This window comes from Variovorax sp. GW823-FHT04B03, assembly GCF_058796495.1.
Genome location: NZ_JBXAIT010000003.1, coordinates 636,443 through 653,416, shown reverse-complemented (window position 1 = coordinate 653,416; position 16,974 = coordinate 636,443). Strand labels below are relative to the sequence as shown.

Here is a 16,974-nt window from a genome sequence, read left to right as displayed (position 1 = left end):
ATGCGGGGGCAGGGCCATGCGCAAAGTCTGGCCGCTCCCGCGCGTGCGGGCAAGTCAGTCTTTGGTGTTGCCCGCGGGCGGGCGCTGGCGCGCGAGGTGGCGGTACACGGTGCTGCGGTGAACGCCGAGCCGGCGTGCCGCGCGCGCCACATCGTGGTCGCAGGCGCGCAGCGCTTCGTCGATGGCGTGGCGCGTGATGGTCTGCAGGGGCGCGTCGGGTTGCGACAGTGTGGCTTCGCTGAAGTCGGCAAGGGGTGCGGCGTCTTGCAGGTGCGCGGGCAGCGCATCGGCCGTCACGGCATCGCCCGGGTCGGCCAGCGCCACCAGCGCGCGCAGCACGCTGCGCAGCTCGCGCACGTTGCCGGGCCAGCGGTAGGCGGCCAGGCGTTCGAGCGCGTCGTTCTCCAGGCAGAGGTGCTTGGCGGCGCCGCCCGATTCGAGGAACAGCCGCGCGATCAGCGCGCGCCTGTCGGCACGCTCGTGCAGCGCGGGCAGAGCGACGGTGAAGCCGGCCACGCGGTACATCAGGTCGGCGCGAAAGCGCCCGGCCTCGACCAGCGCGGGCAGGCCGGCGTGTGTGGCGCAAATCAAATCGAAATCGACCGCCACGCCCTGGCCACCGCCCAGCGGCGTGACCACGCGGCCTTCGAGCACGCGCAGCAGGCGCGTCTGCAGCGCGAGCGGGATCTCGGCGATTTCGTCGAGAAAGAGCACGCCGCCGTGCGCTTCGCGGATGCGCCCCGGCATGCCCTTGCGGCGCGCGCCGGTGAAGGCGCCTTCTTCGTAGCCGAACAGCTCGGCCTCGATCAGCGTCTCGGGCAGCGAGGCGCAATCGACCGCCACGAAGGGGCCTGCGCTGCGGCGGCTGGCGGCGTGCAGGCGGCGTGAGAACACCTCCTTGCCGCTGCCGGTCTCGCCGTTCACGAGCACCGGCACGCCTTCGTTGAGCACGCGCACGGCGCGCGCCAGCAATGGGCGCACCACGTCGTCGTTGTCGACGGGCGCTGTGTTCGCGGCCATCACCTGCCGCGCACCACCGGAGCGGCCCGTGCCGCTGTTCGCCGTGCCCGTGCGCTCCATGACGGTCGCGATCTGCCGTCCGCCCGGCAGCGTGAGCAGGCTGCGCCGGTGCTCCATGCGCGGCCACTGCGCACCCAGGAATTCTTCGGCGTCGAGGTCGAGCAGGCCCTCCCACGTGCGCCCGAAGAGGTCGAGCGCCACGCGGTTGGCCGCCACGATGCGCCCGCCCTCGATCACCATCAGCCCTTCGCGCGCGGTGCCGATCAGCGCGGGCCGCGCGTGGAAGCGCAGCACATGGCCCGAGGCCTCGGCCAGCAGCATGCGGTGCTCCACTTGTTGTGCCGCCATGCGCACCAGGCCCAGGGCGTGGTGGTTCACGCGCGCGGTCTCGCCCGAGATGTCGAGCGCGCCGGCCAGTTCGCCGCGCCCGTTGAAGATGGGCGCCGCCGCGCAGCCCAGCCGGCCGTTCTGCGCCAGGTAGTGCTCGCCGCCAAGCACCATCAGCGCCACACGCTCGGCCAGCGCGGTGCCGATGGCGTTGGTGCCGCGGTGGCTCTCCGACCATTCCACGCCGGGCTGCAGCGCCACGCGCTGGGCCTTGGGCAGGAAGTCGGGGCTGCCGATCTCCTCGAGGATCAGGCCACTGGCGTCCGACAGCGCGACGATGCAGCCGTTGCCCACCGCATGCTCGGCGAGCCCGTCGAGTTCGGGCTGCGCGCAGCTGAGCAGGCGCATCGCCTGCTCGCGCCGCTCGTTGAGCAGCGAAGGCGCCATCGGCGTCGGGTCGATGCAATGCGGATCGACCGGCCGGCTGCGCTGCCACGAGCGCGAGATGTGCGGCGCGATCCACGGCGCCGGGTCGCGGCCTTGCGCGAAGAACAGCTCGCGGGCCTGTGCGACGCTGACCGAGGGGGCGGAAGCTTCACTCATCTTGCGGAACTCCGTGGGCGGGATTGCCGGCGATTCGCCTTGTGCGACATCGTAGTCGCCGCCGTCGCGCCCATCTGTCGCAGATTGCGAATGGAAACCCTCTGCGCGGGCCGCGCCCCTGTGGCGCGGGGCTTGGGGATTGTCCCGATCCGCGCGGGTATGCCGCTTGCGGTGCCTGTGCGGGCCGCCGCATGTCGTGGCGCCCGTTCACACCTTACCCAACGGAGACAACCCATGGACATGCTCGAACCGGGCAAATTCGGTACCGCGGTGCCTTTCAAGGCGCGCTACGGCAACTACATCGGCGGCGAATGGGTCGCGCCGGTGGAGAACCAGTATTTCGGCAACATCACGCCCGTCACCGGCAAGGTCTTCTGCGAAGTGCCGCGCTCCAGCGTCGCCGACATCGAGCGCGCACTCGACGCCGCCCACAAGGCCAAGGGCGCCTGGGGCCGCACCTCGACCACCGAGCGCGCCAACATCCTGAACCGCATCGCCGACCGCATGCAGGAAAACCTGGCCATGCTGGCCGCCGCCGAGACCTGGGACAACGGCAAGCCGATCCGCGAGACCATGGCCGCCGACCTGCCGCTGGCCATCGACCACTTCCGCTACTTCGCCTCGTGCATCCGCTCGCAGGAAGGCGGCATCAGCGAGATCGACCACGAGACCTTCGCGTACCACTTTCACGAGCCCATCGGCGTGGTCGGCCAGATCATTCCGTGGAACTTCCCGATTCTCATGGCCGTGTGGAAGCTCGCGCCCGCGCTGGCGGCCGGCAACTGCGTGGTGCTCAAGCCCGCCGAGCAGACGCCGGTGTCGATCCTGGTGCTGATGGAGGTCATCGGCGACCTGCTGCCGCCGGGCGTGCTCAACGTGGTCAACGGCTTCGGCGTGGAGGCGGGCAAGCCGCTGGCGTCGAGCAACCGCATCGGCAAGATCGCCTTCACCGGCGAGACCACCACCGGCCGGCTGATCTCGCAATACGCGAGCCAGAACCTCATTCCGGTGACGCTGGAGTTGGGCGGCAAGTCACCCAACATCTTCTTTGCCGACGTGATGGAGCGCGACGACGCCTTCTTCGACAAGGCGCTCGAAGGCTTCACGATGTTCGCGCTGAACCAGGGCGAGGTCTGCACCTGCCCGAGCCGCGCGCTGATTCAGGAGTCGATCTACGACCGCTTCATGGAGCGTGCACTGAAGCGCGTGGCCGCCATCAAGCAAGGCAGCCCGCTCGACGCGGCCACCATGATCGGCGCGCAGGCCTCGAGCGAGCAGCTGGAAAAGATCCTGTCGTACCTGGACATCGGCCGGCAGGAGGGCGCGCAGGTGCTCATCGGCGGCGAGCGCCAGCAGCTCGACGGCGACCTGGCCGACGGTTACTACGTGAAGCCGACCGTGTTCCGCGGCCACAACAAGATGCGCATCTTCCAGGAAGAGATCTTCGGCCCGGTCGTGTCGGTCACCACGTTCAAGGACGAGGAAGAAGCGCTGGCGATTGCCAACGACACGCTCTACGGCCTGGGCGCCGGCGTGTGGAGCCGCGACATGAACCGCGCCTTCCGCATGGGCCGCGGCATCCAGGCCGGCCGCGTGTGGACCAACTGCTACCACCAGTACCCGGCGCATGCGGCTTTCGGTGGCTACAAGCAGTCGGGCATCGGGCGCGAGAACCACAAGATGATGCTCGACCACTACCAGCAGACCAAGAACCTGCTCGTGAGCTACAGCGAGAACAAGCTGGGCTTCTTCTGATGACCGGCGAGGTCCTGCGCGTCACCGCGACCGACGCGGCGCTCGCGCTCATCGACGACCTCGCCGCACGGCACGGCCCGCTGATGTTCCATCAGTCGGGCGGCTGCTGCGACGGCAGCGCGCCCATGTGCTACGCGCAGGGCGAGTTCATCGTGGGCGACTACGACCGGCTGCTGGGCCGCATCGGCGGCATGCCGTTCTACATCAGCGGGCCGCAGTTCGAGTACTGGCAGCACACGCAGCTGATCATCGACGTGGTGCCGGGGCGCGGCGGGATGTTCTCGCTGGAAGGGCCGCTGGGCGTGCGCTTCCTGACGCGCTCGCGGCTGTTCACGGAGGCGGAGTGGGCGGTGCTCGAGGCCGAGGGGGCGGAGTAGGGCCCGGGCCGGTCGTCAGTTCGACGAAGCGAGCAGCTGCCGCACCAGCAGCTGCGTAGCCGGCGTCAGCGCCGCGCCCGTCTTCGTCGCCATCAGCAGGCGCCGCGTGGCCCACGCGTCCTTCAGGTGCACCACCTTCAGGTCGAGCGCGGCCACCTGCGCCTTGCAGGCGGCCAGCGGCACCACGCCGATGCCGAGGTTGGCCGCGATCATGTGGCACATCGCATCGAAGCTGCGCACCTGCACGCGCAGCCGCATCGGAATGCCGGCCTGTTCAGCGGCGCGCGAAGTCAGCTCGAGCAGCGAACTGCTGCGGTTCAACCCCACGAATTCGTGCGCCAGGCAGGTCTTGAAATCGACCTGCTTTGCGCGCAGTCGGGCTAGCGGATGTGGCTTGGCACACAGCACCACGAGCTCGTCGGTCTGGAAGGGCGCGACGTCGAGGCCGTAGGCGGGCGTGTTCTCGGCGAACACGCCCACGTCGGCGAGGCCATCGACCAGCGCGCGCACGATGTCGCCGCTCAGCTGTTCCTCGACCTCGACGCGAATATCGGGATGCTGTCCGAGGAAGGCCGCCAGCGTGGTCGGCAGGAACTCCGTCAGCGCCGACATATTGGCCCACAGCCGTACGTGGCCGCGCACGCCGCTGGCGTAGTCGCCCAGCTCGTTGCTGAACTGCTCGAAGCCCTGGAAGAGGCGCATCGCATGCTGCATCGCCACATGCCCGGCGGGCGTGAGCGCGATGCCCTGGGCGCTGCGTTCGAGCAGCTTGGAGCCGGTGGCGGCTTCGAACTCGGACAGGCGCCGACTCGCCGCCGAGAGCGCGAGGTGACACGCTTCCGCGCCCTTGGTGATGCTGCCCGACTGCGCCACGGCGCAGAACAGGCGCAGCGTCACGAAATCGACACGCGCGGGGTTGATGGTGCTGGCCATCGGCGGATTCTAGAGAGCGCGCCAGTGCCGAAAGTCATGCGCACGGGTTAAAAGAATTTTTGACATGTTATGTCGCTGCACCTATAGTGAATCCATCGAAGCATCGCGCGCTTCCCACGGTAGACAACCCAAAGGAGAGGTATGCAATCACTGCTGGATCAACTCGAAGGCCTCGATGTGCTGGCCGGTGCTGCGATGGGCGGGCTGTCTGTTCAGCTGCAGCCGATTCCGGGCAGCACGCCCGTGGTCCAGGTGAGCATCGAAGGGCGCGATGAGCTGCCGATCTTCGTCACGAGTTCCGACATGCAGATCATCTGCATCTGCTACCTCTGGACCGAGGAAGAAGTGAAACCCGCGCGGCGCACCGAGCTGCTCGAATCGCTGCTCGACCTCAATCCCTCGGTCCCGCTGTCGTCCTTCGGGCGCGTGGGCGGGCGCTACGTGCTCACGGGGGCGCTGGGGCGCAACGCGAGCGTGGAAGACATCGCACGCGAAGTGGCCGTGCTCAGCGACAACGCGCTCGATGCGCTCGACGCCTTGTCCGAATTCCTGAATTAAGCGGAGATCATCATGACAGTCATCAAGAAGCTGGTCACCTTGCTGCGCGGCAGCGCCCGCGAAATCGGCGAGAGCGTGATCGACAGCAACGCCACGCGCATCTACGAGCAGGAAATCATCGACGCCAAGCACAGCATCGAAAAGGCCAAGGGCGACCTCACGGGCGTGATGGCCAAGGAGATGCAGTCGGCCCGCGAGATCGAACGCCTGAAGGGCGAGGTCGCGCGCTACGAAGGCCTGGCGCTCGAAGCCCTCAACAAGACCCAGGAAGGCTTGGCGCTCGACGTGGCCGCCAAGGTCGGCACGCTCGAGCAGGAGCTCGAGGAGCAGGCCAAGGCCCACGCCTCGTATGCGCTGCAGGTGTCGCGGCTCAAGGACCTGATCAAGTCGGCCGAGGCGCGCATCCGCGAGCACGAGCGCGAGATCGGCATCGCCAAGACCACCGAGAGCGTCTACCGCGCCACGCAGTCGATCTCCGAGAACATCGGCAGCGGCGGCTCGCGCCTGGCCAGCGCGCGCGAGTCGCTGGAACGCATCCGCTCGCGCCACGAGGATCTGTCTGATCGCATGGCGGCAGGCCAGCAGCTCGAAGACGAGCTCGGCCACAGCGCGCTCGAGAAGAAGCTGGCCGCGGCAGGCATCGGCAACGACGTCGACCGCACCGGCAAGGTGATGGAGCGCATCCGCGCCCGGCAGGCCAAGCCGTCCGAACCGCCCAAGCCGTCCGAACCGGCGTCGGAGTGACGATGGTGCGGGTCAAGCCGGTACGCTGGCAGGGCTCGGACGAGGCGATCCGCGCGGTCCAGGTGGCCTTCGACGTGGAAGAAGCCGTGCTCGAGGCCGTGCGCACCGCGGCGTTCGAGCAGCATGTGTCCACGCCCGACCAGATCCGGCAGGTGCTGGGGCTGGCGACCACCTCGAAGCCGAAGCGGCCGCGTCTCACGGTGTCGTTGAACACGGCCGACTACGAATTTCTGGCGGCGCGGTATGGTCTGTCACCTGACGACCGCCTGGCCATCAAGGAGAGGGCCACGCGCGAACTGATTGCCTTTGCAGGCAAGGCGAACAAGAAGAACACCGGCACGAAGAAGCCGGGCGGCAGGTAAGAAGAAAAGAGAACAACAACCAACCCGCACGCGGGAGGATCAATGGGCGATTTCATGGGAGCGGTGACGGGGTACCCCACCGCGATCTACACGGTGCTGCTCGGCGTCGTGGTGATCTATTGGGTGCTCGCGGTGGTCGGCATGGTCGACTTCGAGAGCAGCGGGATCGACGTCGACCTGCAGACGCATGCCGACGGCGACACCAGCGACATGGGCCAGATCGCGAGCTACGTGGTCGCCTTCGGCCTGAACGGCGTGCCGTTCTCGGTGGCCGTGAGCCTGCTGGTGCTCGTGGCCTGGACGCTCTCGTGCCTGGGCGGCGAGTGGCTGCTGCCGCTGGTGCCGACGATGGTGCTCAAGCTGGTGGCCGGCACGGTGCTGCTGGTGGCCAGTGCAGCCCTTGCCATCCCGGTGACGGCGGTGGCCATCCGCCCGCTCAAGGGCCTCTTCGTGAGCCACACGGCCGTGAGCAACGCGGCGCTGGTGGGCCAGGTCTGCCGCGTCGTCACCGGCGTGGTGAACGAGAAGGACGGCCGCGCCGAAGTGGCGCGCCGCGGCGCCAGCCTCAACATCCGCGTCTGGGCGCCCACGCCCAACGCCCTCAAGCGCGGCTCGCACGCGCTCATCCTCGAATACGACGAGGTGGCCGCGCGCTACCTCATCGCGGCGCACGAAGACATCGTCTGAGAAGGCGTGAACGAACCCGCCATGTCCGTTCATCGGCCACGCCGGATTCACTCACACCTTCTGCCCGCGCGCATCCCTCACCCAAGTTCGTTCGCTCGCTCTTAAAGCATCTGGAGAAAAAATGGAGCCCATCATCTTCGCCGTGGTCATACTGGCCGTCGTCATCCTCGGCCTGTTCGCGATGTTCGCCAAGTTCTATCGCAAGATCGAACAGGGCCACGCCCTCATCGTGAACACGCTGCGCGCCGAGCCCGAGGTGACCTTCACCGGCCGCATGGTCTACCCGATCATCCACAAGGCCGAGCTGATGGACATCTCGGTCAAGACCATCGAGATCGACCGCTCGGGCAATGAGGGCCTCATCTGCCGCGACAACATCCGCGCGGACATCAAGGTGAAGTTCTTCGTGCGCGTGAACAAGACCGCCGACGACGTGCTGAAGGTGGCGCAAGGCATCGGCTGCGCGCGGGCCTCCAACCACGAGACGCTCGAAGAGCTGTTCTCCGCCAAGTTCTCCGAAGCGCTCAAGACCGTGGGCAAGTCGATGGACTTCGTCGACCTTTATCAGGCGCGCGACGGCTTCCGCGACGAGATCATCAGCCAGATCGGCAACGACCTCTCGGGCTACGTGCTCGAAGACGCCGCCATCGACTACCTCGAGCAGACCCCGCTGTCGGAACTCGACGCCAACAACATCCTCGATGCGCAGGGCATCAAGAAGATCACCGAGCTGACGGCGGTCGAGCACGTGCGCACCAACGAGCTGCGCCGCAACGAGGAAATGCAGATCAAGAAGAAGAACGTCGAGACGCAAGAAGCGCTGCTCGAGCTCGAGCGCCAGCAGGCCGACGCCACCGCGCGCCAGCAGCGCGAAATTGCCAGCGTGCGCGCCCGCGAAGAAGCCGAGACCTCCAAGATCCAGTCCGAAGAGCGCACCAAGTCCGAAACCGCGCGCCTCATGGCCGAGCAGTCGGTCTCGGTGCAGCAGGAGAACGTGCAGCGCGAGAAGGAAGTGGCCGAGAACAACCGCAAGCGCGCGGTGGCCATCGAGGAAGAAAAGGTCACGCGTGCCCGCGACCTCGAGATCGTCGATCGTGAGAAGGAAGTGACCCTGCAGCGCATCGAGAAGGACAAGGCCGTCGAAGTGCAGAAGAAGGCCATTGCCGACGTGATCCGCGAGCGCATCGTGGTCGAGCGCACCGTGGCCGAACAGGAAGAAGCCATCAAGGAACTGCGCGTGGTCGCCGAGGCTGAGCGCACCAAGAAGTCGGTCGTGATCATGGCCGAGGGCCAGGCCGAAGAGAAGATGGTGCTCGACGTGAAGGCCGCCGAAACGCAAGAGAAGCGCGCCCGCCACAAGGCCGCCGAAGAACTCACGCTGGCCGACGCCAAGCTCAAGGTGGCCGAACGCGACGCCGAATCGAAGAAGCGCGAAGCCGAAGGCGTGGAAGCCATTTCCGCCGCACCGGGCCTGGCCGCCGCCAAGGTCGAAATCGCCACGGCCCAGGCCAAGCTCGCAAGCTTCGAAGCCGAGGCGTCGGGCAAGGAAAAGCTGGGCCTGGCCGACGTGCATGTGCGCCAGGCCGATGCCGATGCGATCCTCAAGGCCGGCCAGGCCGATGCGCAGGTCATCGAAGCCCGTTCGCAGGCCGAAGCGGCCGGCATGCGTGCCAAGTTCGAGGCCGAGGCGTCGGGCAAGGAAAAGCTGGGCCTCGCCGAAGTCAACGTGCGCACGGCCGACGCCGAGGCCACGCTCAAGTCGGGCCAGGCCGATGCACAGGTCATCGAAGCGCGCTTCAACGCCGAGGCGAAGGGCCTGCACGAGAAGTTCGAGGCCATGAAGTCCATGAGCCCCGAAACCCGCGACCACGAAGAGTTCCGCATGCGCCTGGAAAAGTCGCACATCGAAACCATGAAGGGCATCGACGCGCAGACGTCCATCGCCAAGGAACAGGCCGACGTGCTGGGCACCGCGCTCGCCAACGCCAAGATCGACATCGTGGGCGGCTCGGGCGACTACTTCGACAGCTTCGTGCGCTCGCTCTCCGTGGGCAAGGGCATCGACGGCGTCATTTCCAAGAGCCAGGCGGTGCAGGTCGCCTTCAAGGAACAGCTCTCGGGCGAGCGCGACGTGGTGAAGGACCTGCGCGACATCGTCGGCGCGCTGGGCAACTCGTCGGGCGAAATCCAGAATCTCAGCGTCGCATCGCTGATGAGCAAGATCGCCAACGACGGCACCGAAAGCCAGAAGTCGGCGCTGCAGAACCTGATCTCCTCCTTCCGCAACTGAGCCGGGGGCGCGCGATGAACCCGAACCTGAAGTGCAGTTGCGCCGCCCATGCCGCGATGCAGCCCGTCGCGCTCGCCGAAGCCTTGCTCGGCGTGCAGTGCGGCGACTGCCACGGCATGGTGATGGACATGGACGACTGGCGCAGCTGGAAGGCCGCCGACCCGAAGCGCGTGCCGCATGAGGTCGACGACGAGGTGATCGAGGTGTTCGACATCGCCGCCGTGCGCCACTGCCCGGAATGCGATCGCCTGATGCAGCGCCTGCGCGTGAGCGCCGGGCCTGACTTTCGCATCGACCGCTGCGTGGCCTGCCAGAACCTCTGGTTCGACCAGGGCGAATGGCGCGCCCTCGTGAGCCGCGGCCTGGCCGGCCGGCTCGACGAGCTGCTGTCCGACGGCTGGCAGCGCAGGCTGCAGACCGAGGAGGTGCGCGAGGCGCGCCTGGCCGCGCTGCGCCGCCGCTACGGCGACGACTGCATCGACGAGCTGGACCGCATCCGCGCCTGGCTCGACACCCAGCCTCACCGCGACGAATTGCTCGCACTGCTGCGCGCGGACTGACCGCGCCGATCCATGCAACCCACCGACGACACCGCAGCGCCGCCCGGCGCCCAGGCCCCCATCGACCCCACCGAAGCGCTGGTCTCCGGCAGCGGCAGCTACGACCTGCTGAAGAAGCGGCTCGAAACCCAGGGCGAGGGCCTGCTCAAGAAGACGCAGGCGCTCAACGAGCAGCGGCTGGCCGAGTTCGGCCGCTCCGACCAGGCGCTGATTTTGCGCACCCGCGCGCGCACCGAGAACAACGCCGTGGCGCGCGACATCGTGCGCATCGGCGACCTGCTGCTGTTCGGCTACAACGTCTTCATCGGCCTGCGCAAGGAAACGGCCGTGGGCGACGTGTTCGGCCTGTACCGGCTCGCATCGCCGGGCGAAGCCGCCACCGAGAACGACGAACTGCAGCCCGTGCCGCTGGCCGGCACCTTCCTGGAAGACGCGCGTTTTGCCTCCGACTTCCGCGAGCTCTACGCCTACTACAAGCAGGCCACGCTGCTGCAGCTGCGCGTGACGCAGGACAAGCTGCTCGCCTCGTTCCAGATCGGCCAGCAGCTGCACGACGTGCGCGTGTTCCGCTGGGCCATCGAGCGCAACGGCAGCATCAACTACATCGACAACCGCGGCGAGCGCGACATCGCCTTGCCCGCGAGCCACGACTTCGAGTGGACCGTGGCCACGCGCGAAGACCACGTGGGCGGCAAGCATCCGCACGTGAACGTGCTCGACACCGTGTTCGTCGAGACGCTGGGCGGCGACCTCACGGTCAAGATCGAGAACAACACCGAGACCGGCCTGGGCATCTACAGCGAGCCGGTGGAGGACAAGAGCCAGTCGCTCACCGACGCCGAGATCGCATGGGCCAAGCTCGGCATGCTGATCCTGCTGCGCGTGAAGCCCTACCGCGAGCAGGTCACGCGCTACCTGGTGTTCAACATCCGCACGCAGCAGGTCGAGCGCATCGACGCCATCGGCGGCTCCTGCGTGCAGCTGCCCGAAGACCACGGCATCATTTTTCCGGGCGGCTACTACCTGCAGTCGGGCGAGTACAAACGCTTCGACCTGCCGGCCGAGGTGGTGGAAAACCTGCGCTTCAAGCGCATGCTGCGCTCGCCCAACGGCGAAGACGTGGCCTATGTGTTCTACGACCCGAAGCCCGGGCGCTATGCGCTCTTCAACTACAACCTGATCGACAAGAAGCTCGCCACGCCGATCATCGCCAACGGCTACGCGCGCTGTGCCGACGGCCGCATGCTGGTGTTCAACGGCGACGACGTCGAGCCCACGCGCGTGCACCCGATGCAGCTGTGGCAAACGCCTTTCGCCAGCGAAGAGCACGTGAGCGCGCAGCCGCCCGCTACCGGCTTCTTCGGCAAGATCGGCAACGCCGAGCTGGTGCGCGGCGTGAGCGACCTCATGGGCATCGCCCGCGCGGTGCGCGAGCAGGCGCCCACGCGCGCCGCCTACGAAGACCTGATCCGCCAGTGCACCCGCGTGAGCGACGCCTACTTCTGGCTCGACGCGCCCGAGGCCGCCGGCCTCATGGCCGAGCTGCGCAGCATCGCCGAGGTGGCGCGCAGCACGCTGGCCGAGTTCGAAAAGGTTGACACCATCCGCCGCGAAACCGCGCGTGCGCTGGCCCGCGCGGAAGACGAGCAGCACGCGCTGCTGGTCGACATTGCCAGCACCCTCTGGCGCGCGCCCGACGATTTCGTGAAGGCGCTGAGCCGGCTGCGCGAGCGGCGCGGCGCGCTGCAGATGCTCAAGGAGTTGCGCTATGCCGACCTGCCGCGCATCGCCGCGATGGACGCCGCGCTCGAGGTCGAGCAGCAGCGCATCGGCGAGCGCGCGATGCAGTTCCTGGCGGCCGACACGGCCTTCCACGGCCAGCGCCAGGCGCTGGACAAGCTCGCGCTCGAACTGCCGAACCTGGCCACCTCGCCCGCGCTCGGCCAGATGCTGGCCACGCTCGACGAGCAGGCGGCCGGCCTCGACCTGCTGACCGAACAGCTGGGCAGCCTGCCGGGCGGCGACGCGGTCATTCGCACGTCGATCCTGGACCGCATCTCGCTGATCTACGCCGACATCAACCGCATGCGCGCCGATGCACGCGCGCGGCGCAAGTCGCTCGGAGCCACCGAGGCGCGTGCCGAATTCGGCGCGCAGTTCAAGCTCTTCAGCCAGGCGGTCGAGAACGCGCTGGAGTTCGCCGACACGCCCGAGAAGTGCGACGACGCGCTCACGCGCCTGCTGGCCCAGCTGGAAGAGATCGAAGGCCGCTTCGCCGAGCAGGAAGACTTCCTGGCCGACATCGCCGAAAAGCGCGAGACCGTGTATGAGGCGCTGTCCGCGCGCCGCCAGAGCCTGGTCGACGCGCGCCAGCGCCGTGCGCAGGGCGTGGTCGACGCGGCAGGGCGCATCCTCGACGGCATTCCGCGCCGCATCGCGCAGTTCGGCGACCTGACGCAGGTGCACAGCTACTTCGCGGCCGACCCGATGATCGGCAAGCTGCACGCGCTGATCGCCGACCTGCGCACGCTGGGCGCTGCGGTGCCGGCCGACGAGCTCGACACGCGCCTGAAGACCGCGCGCGACCAGGCCCTGCGCTCCATCCGCGACAAGCGCGAGTTGGTGAGCGAGGGCGGCGACACGCTGCGCCTGGGCCGCCACGCCTTCACCGTGCACCGCCAGCCGGTCGACCTGACGCTCGTGGCCCGCGACGAAGGCATGGCCTACCAGGTGACGGGCACCGACTACCAGAGCCCGGTCGACGAGCCCCGGCTGCTGCCGCTGCAGCGCTACTGGAACCAGTCGCTGGTGTCCGAGACGCCCGAGCTGTCGCGCGCCGAATACCTCGCCGGCCGGCTGCTGGAGGCGCTGCTCGACGGCAAGGCCGAGCGCGCGTGGGCCGAAGTGCTCACGCTGCTGGCCGAAGACCCGCTGCATCCGCAGCTGCTCGACATGGTTCGCCGCTTCGCTGCGGCGCGGTATCAAGAGGGCTACCAGAAGGGCATCCATGACGACGACGCGATGCGCCTGCTGGGCGCGCTCGTCGGCATGCAGGACCAGGCGGGCCTGCTCGCCTGGGGGCCGACGGAACGCGCGCTGGCCTTGCTCTACTGGCAGCACGGCCATCTGATCGCGCACCGCGAATCGATGCTGCGCCGCGCGCGTGCCGCGATGCAGATGCTGGCGCTCTTCGGCCGGCGCGATGCGCTGGAGCAGCTCGAAGCCGACATCGCGCGCGCATTGAACCACTTCGCCCGCGACGTGGTGCCCGACCTGCTGCCCGTGGCCGACACCGCAAACGACGAAACACGCGACGCGCACGACGGCCGCGTGACCACCCTGTGCGACCAGGCCGCCGCATACCTCGTGCGCGAACTTGCCGGCCCACATGGCGGCGAGACCTGGGCCGTGTCGGGTGCAGGCGAAGACCTTGCGGCGGCGCTGCTGCGCGAGCTGGAGCGCGGCGGCCGGCGCGACGCGTGGCAGCACGACCTCGATGCCGCACCGCCGGCCGAGCGCTGGCGCCTGGCGCGCGACTGGGTACGCGCCTACGCGGCGCACCAGGCCCCGCAATCGGTCGACTGGACCGACGACGCGGCCAGCGTGCTGGCCATGCCGTTGCAGCGCACCCGCGTCAATGCCGCGCTCGACCGCACCGTCGAGGGTCTGCGTGGCGAGCACCCGCGCGTCGCCGAAGGGCGCCTGACGCTGAACCTCAACGACTTCTGGCGCCGCTTCCTGTTCCACACGATGCACGCGGTGCCGGGCTACGAGGCGCTGCACAGCCTGCGCCACGAACTGCTCGAGCGCGAGAAGGCGCGGCTCAAGCTGAGCCAGTTCCAGGCCAAGCCGCTGTCGACCTTCGTGCGCAACCAGCTGATCGACGAGCTGTACCTGCCCATCATCGGCGACAACCTGGCCAAGCAGATCGGCTCGGCGGGCGAGGGCAGCCGCACCGACCGCATGGGCCTGCTGCTGCTGATCTCGCCGCCCGGCTACGGCAAGACGACGCTCATGGAGTACGTGGCCGACCGCCTCGGCCTGATCTTCGTGCGCATCAACTGCCCGGCGTTGGGCCACGGCGTGACGGCCATCGACCCGGCGAACGCGCCCAACAGTGCGGCGCGCCAGGAGCTGGAAAAGCTCAACCTGGGCCTGGCGATGGGCAGCAACGTGATGCTGTACCTGGACGACATCCAGCACACCAGCCCCGAGTTTTTGCAGAAGTTCATCGCGCTGGCCGACGGCACGCGCCGCATCGAGGGCGTGTGGAACGGCGAGCCGCGCAGCTACGACATGCGTGGCAAGCGCTTCGCGATCGTGATGGCGGGCAACCCGTACACCGAGTCGGGCGACGTGTTCAAGATCCCCGACATGCTGGCCAACCGCGCCGACATCTACAACCTGGGCGACGTGCTCTCGGGCCGCGAGGCGGCGTTCGCGCTCTCGTACATCGAGAACAGCCTGACCTCCAACCCCACGCTGATGCCGCTGGCCTCGCGCGATCCGAAGGACGTGCAGCTGCTGGTGAAGATGGCGCAGGGTCACGACGTGCCGAGCAGCGCGCTCTCGCACGCCTACAGTTCGGTCGAGCTGGAAGAGATCAAGGCGCTGCTGCAGCGCCTGTTCCGGGCGCGCGACCTGCTGCTGAAGGTGAACCTCGCGTACATCGAATCGGCCGCGCAACAAGAGACCTACCGTGTCGCGCCGCCGTTCAAGCTGCAGGGCAGCTACCGCAACATGACCAAGCTCGCCGGTAAGATCACCGCGCTGATGCGCGACGACGAGCTCGACGCCTTGCTGCGCGACCACTACCGCGGCGAGGCCCAGACGCTGACCACCGGCGCGGAAGAAAACCTGCTGCGCCTCGCGCAACTGCTCGGCAGTCCGACGCCGGAGGAAAGCGCGCGCTGGAGCGCCATCTGCGACGAGTTCGTGCGCCAGCGCAAGCTCGGCGGCGCCGACGTCGACGGCAGCCAGCGCATCGCGAGCAGCATGCTCGATGTGGCGCGCGCGGTCGACGCGCTCAAGCCCGAGCCCAAGCCTGCCGCAGAGGGACCGAACGAGAGCCAGCGCCTGGCCGACGCCATGCTGCAGATCGCCGTGACCTACCGCGAGCTGATCCTGCCGCTGGTGACGGCGACCGAGCGCCGGCTCGAACTCGACCGCTCGATCAAGCAGGACATGGAGCGCCTCGCCGCCGAGGTGCAGGCCACGCGGGCCGCGCCCAAGCGCGTGCCACCGCCACCATCTCCGCCCAAAGCCGACAAGGATCACTGATGTCCGCATTGCCCGAACTGCTGGCCCAACTCGACGCCACCCTGGCCGACACGCGCCTGAGCGACGACGAGCGCCGCGTGCTGGTCCACACTCTGCGCGAGGCCTCGCCCCCCGAAGACGGCCTGCGCCAGCTGCGCAACCGCGCCTTCGACCTCGTGCGTTCGCGCACCGCCGACCCCGAGCAGCTGTCGCTGCTCAAGTGGCTCGAAGGCGTGGTGCGCGCGATCGACACCGGCCGTTCACCCGACAGCGTCACGGTGCGATCGCAGGCCTACTTCAGCCCCGGCACGGCCTGCCTGCAGGCGATCAACCAGCAACTGCGAACGGCGAAGCGCGCGGTCGACCTGTGCGTGTTCACGCTCTCGGACGACCGCATCACCGCCGAGGTGCTGGCCGCGCACCGGCGCGGCGTGACGGTGCGCTTCATCACCGACAACGACAAGGAGTACGACCGCGGCAGCGACGTCGGCCAACTGCGCGCGGCCGGCATTCCGGTGGCGGTGGACCGCACCGAGGCCCACATGCACCACAAGTTCGCGATCTTCGACGGCGCGCGGCTGCTCAATGGCAGCTACAACTGGACCCGCAGCGCCTGCGAGTACAACGAGGAGAACCTGGTGCTGAGCAACGACCCGCCACTGGTGCGCCGCTTCGCGGACGAATTCGACACCTTGTGGAAAGAACTGCAGGCCCCCTGATGCCAAGACGAATCGACTACGACTGGGAACTGCCCGCTGCCATGCAGCAGCGGCTGGGCGGCAGTACCTACGGCGCGCAGCGCATCATCCATGAGCAGGAGCACCTGATGGTGATCCTGCACGAGCCGCCCTTGGGCACCGGCGCCGAACGCAAGCCCATCGTGTTCCTGCGCAAGCCGGACGGCGCGTGGCTGCACAAGGGCAACAACCCCGGCGAGCGCGCGCTCGCCAAGCTGCTCGAAAGCTATCGCGCGGCGTTCAGCACCTTCGAGATCCGCCACCAGGCCGCCGAGACCTCGGAAGACCTGTTCCAGATCCTCGGCCCGCTGATCCCGCTCACCCGCGCCGCGCGGAACATGCAGGACACCCTGCAGGCCGCGCGCGATGCGGTCAAGGGCGACCTGATGCTCATCGACCAGCGCGACCTCGCAGTGGAGATCGCACGCGGCTTCGAGCTGCTGCTGGCCGACACGCGCATGTCGCTCGACTACCGGCTTGCACGAGCGGCCGAGGCGCAGGCGCACTCGGCCCTCGAGATGAGCCGTGCGCAGCACAAGCTCAACACCATCGCCGCACTGACCTTTCCGCTCATGGCCATCGGCGCGGCCTTCGGCATGAACCTGCACAGCGGCGTGGAGAACCTGCCGTCGTGGGTGTACTGGCTCATCTTCGCGGCCGGCATCTGCCTGGGCGTGATGCTGCGCGGCTGGGTGAAGACGCCGGCCGAGCCGCCGGTGGTTGCCAGGCCAGCGTCCACGCTGAAGAAAAAGTAGGGCGCAC

The 16,974-nt window shown here is 68.2% G+C and carries 13 protein-coding genes; 11 read left to right on the top strand and 2 right to left on the bottom strand.

The window, feature by feature from the left end; all coding sequences use genetic code 11:
* Positions 1–54: 54 nt before the first annotated feature.
* Positions 55–1,950 carry a sigma-54-dependent Fis family transcriptional regulator gene (locus tag AC1RAD_RS16135; RefSeq protein ID WP_492735900.1) on the bottom strand — a complete coding sequence of 632 codons (1,896 nt, stop codon included), beginning with the start codon at positions 1,948–1,950 and terminating at the stop codon, positions 55–57.
* A 234-nt stretch (positions 1,951–2,184) separates the two neighbouring features.
* On the opposite strand from AC1RAD_RS16135, the gene adh reads away from it, so the two are divergent.
* A complete protein-coding gene (adh, locus tag AC1RAD_RS16130) occupies positions 2,185–3,705 on the top strand; it encodes an aldehyde dehydrogenase (RefSeq protein ID WP_492735898.1) in 1,521 nt (506 codons plus the stop codon).
* Positions 3,705–4,082 (top strand): DUF779 domain-containing protein, encoded by a 378-nt coding sequence (locus AC1RAD_RS16125; RefSeq protein ID WP_095947459.1) that lies wholly within the window; start codon positions 3,705–3,707, stop codon positions 4,080–4,082. The genes adh and AC1RAD_RS16125 overlap by 1 nt, the downstream gene beginning before the upstream one ends.
* 15 nt (positions 4,083–4,097) lie before the next feature.
* On the opposite strand, the gene AC1RAD_RS16120 is transcribed toward AC1RAD_RS16125, so the two are convergent.
* On the bottom strand, positions 4,098–5,015 hold the full coding sequence (locus tag AC1RAD_RS16120) for a LysR family transcriptional regulator (protein WP_492735896.1): 918 nt from the start codon (positions 5,013–5,015) through the stop codon (positions 4,098–4,100).
* 141 nt (positions 5,016–5,156) lie between these two features.
* Between AC1RAD_RS16120 and AC1RAD_RS16115 the strand changes: the two genes are divergently transcribed.
* The 9 genes from AC1RAD_RS16115 (at position 5,157) to AC1RAD_RS16075 (ending at position 16,967) form a co-directional block, all read left to right on the top strand.
* Positions 5,157–5,573, top strand: a complete 417-nt coding sequence (locus AC1RAD_RS16115; RefSeq protein WP_307694001.1) for a YjfI family protein — start codon at positions 5,157–5,159, stop codon at positions 5,571–5,573.
* Positions 5,574–5,585: 12 nt separating this feature from the next.
* Positions 5,586–6,317: a PspA/IM30 family protein gene (locus AC1RAD_RS16110; RefSeq protein ID WP_492735894.1), complete on the top strand. Its 732-nt coding sequence runs from the start codon at positions 5,586–5,588 to the stop codon at positions 6,315–6,317.
* A gap of 2 nt (positions 6,318–6,319) precedes the next feature.
* Positions 6,320–6,679 carry a hypothetical protein gene (locus AC1RAD_RS16105; RefSeq protein WP_062476395.1) on the top strand — a complete coding sequence of 120 codons (360 nt, stop codon included), beginning with the start codon at positions 6,320–6,322 and terminating at the stop codon, positions 6,677–6,679.
* A gap of 42 nt (positions 6,680–6,721) precedes the next feature.
* The gene (locus AC1RAD_RS16100) at positions 6,722–7,366 is read left to right on the top strand and encodes an OB-fold-containig protein (RefSeq protein WP_095744901.1); all 645 of its coding nucleotides are present in this window, start codon (positions 6,722–6,724) and stop codon (positions 7,364–7,366) included.
* Between the two features lie 121 nt (positions 7,367–7,487).
* The gene (locus AC1RAD_RS16095; protein ID WP_062476401.1) at positions 7,488–9,656 is read left to right on the top strand and encodes a flotillin family protein; all 2,169 of its coding nucleotides are present in this window, start codon (positions 7,488–7,490) and stop codon (positions 9,654–9,656) included.
* A 14-nt stretch (positions 9,657–9,670) separates the two neighbouring features.
* Entirely contained in the window at positions 9,671–10,216 is a 546-nt protein-coding gene (locus AC1RAD_RS16090) for a TFIIB-type zinc ribbon-containing protein (RefSeq protein ID WP_390344736.1), read from the top strand.
* 12 nt (positions 10,217–10,228) lie between these two features.
* A complete protein-coding gene (locus AC1RAD_RS16085; RefSeq protein ID WP_492735891.1) occupies positions 10,229–15,496 on the top strand; it encodes a DNA repair ATPase in 5,268 nt (1,755 codons plus the stop codon).
* Positions 15,496–16,194 (top strand): phospholipase D-like domain-containing protein, encoded by a 699-nt coding sequence (locus AC1RAD_RS16080; RefSeq protein ID WP_070059346.1) that lies wholly within the window; start codon positions 15,496–15,498, stop codon positions 16,192–16,194. Before AC1RAD_RS16085 ends, AC1RAD_RS16080 begins: the two co-directional genes overlap by 1 nt.
* A complete protein-coding gene (locus AC1RAD_RS16075) occupies positions 16,194–16,967 on the top strand; it encodes a hypothetical protein (RefSeq protein WP_492735889.1) in 774 nt (257 codons plus the stop codon). The genes AC1RAD_RS16080 and AC1RAD_RS16075 overlap by 1 nt, the downstream gene beginning before the upstream one ends.
* The last annotated feature ends 7 nt before the right edge of the window (positions 16,968–16,974 follow it).

Coding starts and splice junctions, on each gene's coding strand:
- AC1RAD_RS16120 (WP_492735896.1), bottom strand. CDS start 5,015: ATGGCCAGCACCATCAACCCCGCGCGTGTCGATTTCGTGACGCTGCGC.
- adh (WP_492735898.1), top strand. CDS start 2,185: ATGGACATGCTCGAACCGGGCAAATTCGGTACCGCGGTGCCTTTCAAG.
- AC1RAD_RS16095 (WP_062476401.1), top strand. CDS start 7,488: ATGGAGCCCATCATCTTCGCCGTGGTCATACTGGCCGTCGTCATCCTC.
- AC1RAD_RS16085 (WP_492735891.1), top strand. CDS start 10,229: ATGCAACCCACCGACGACACCGCAGCGCCGCCCGGCGCCCAGGCCCCC.
- AC1RAD_RS16115 (WP_307694001.1), top strand. CDS start 5,157: ATGCAATCACTGCTGGATCAACTCGAAGGCCTCGATGTGCTGGCCGGT.
- AC1RAD_RS16105 (WP_062476395.1), top strand. CDS start 6,320: ATGGTGCGGGTCAAGCCGGTACGCTGGCAGGGCTCGGACGAGGCGATC.
- AC1RAD_RS16135 (WP_492735900.1), bottom strand. CDS start 1,950: ATGAGTGAAGCTTCCGCCCCCTCGGTCAGCGTCGCACAGGCCCGCGAG.
- AC1RAD_RS16075 (WP_492735889.1), top strand. CDS start 16,194: ATGCCAAGACGAATCGACTACGACTGGGAACTGCCCGCTGCCATGCAG.
- AC1RAD_RS16080 (WP_070059346.1), top strand. CDS start 15,496: ATGTCCGCATTGCCCGAACTGCTGGCCCAACTCGACGCCACCCTGGCC.
- AC1RAD_RS16110 (WP_492735894.1), top strand. CDS start 5,586: ATGACAGTCATCAAGAAGCTGGTCACCTTGCTGCGCGGCAGCGCCCGC.
- AC1RAD_RS16100 (WP_095744901.1), top strand. CDS start 6,722: ATGGGCGATTTCATGGGAGCGGTGACGGGGTACCCCACCGCGATCTAC.
- AC1RAD_RS16125 (WP_095947459.1), top strand. CDS start 3,705: ATGACCGGCGAGGTCCTGCGCGTCACCGCGACCGACGCGGCGCTCGCG.
- AC1RAD_RS16090 (WP_390344736.1), top strand. CDS start 9,671: ATGAACCCGAACCTGAAGTGCAGTTGCGCCGCCCATGCCGCGATGCAG.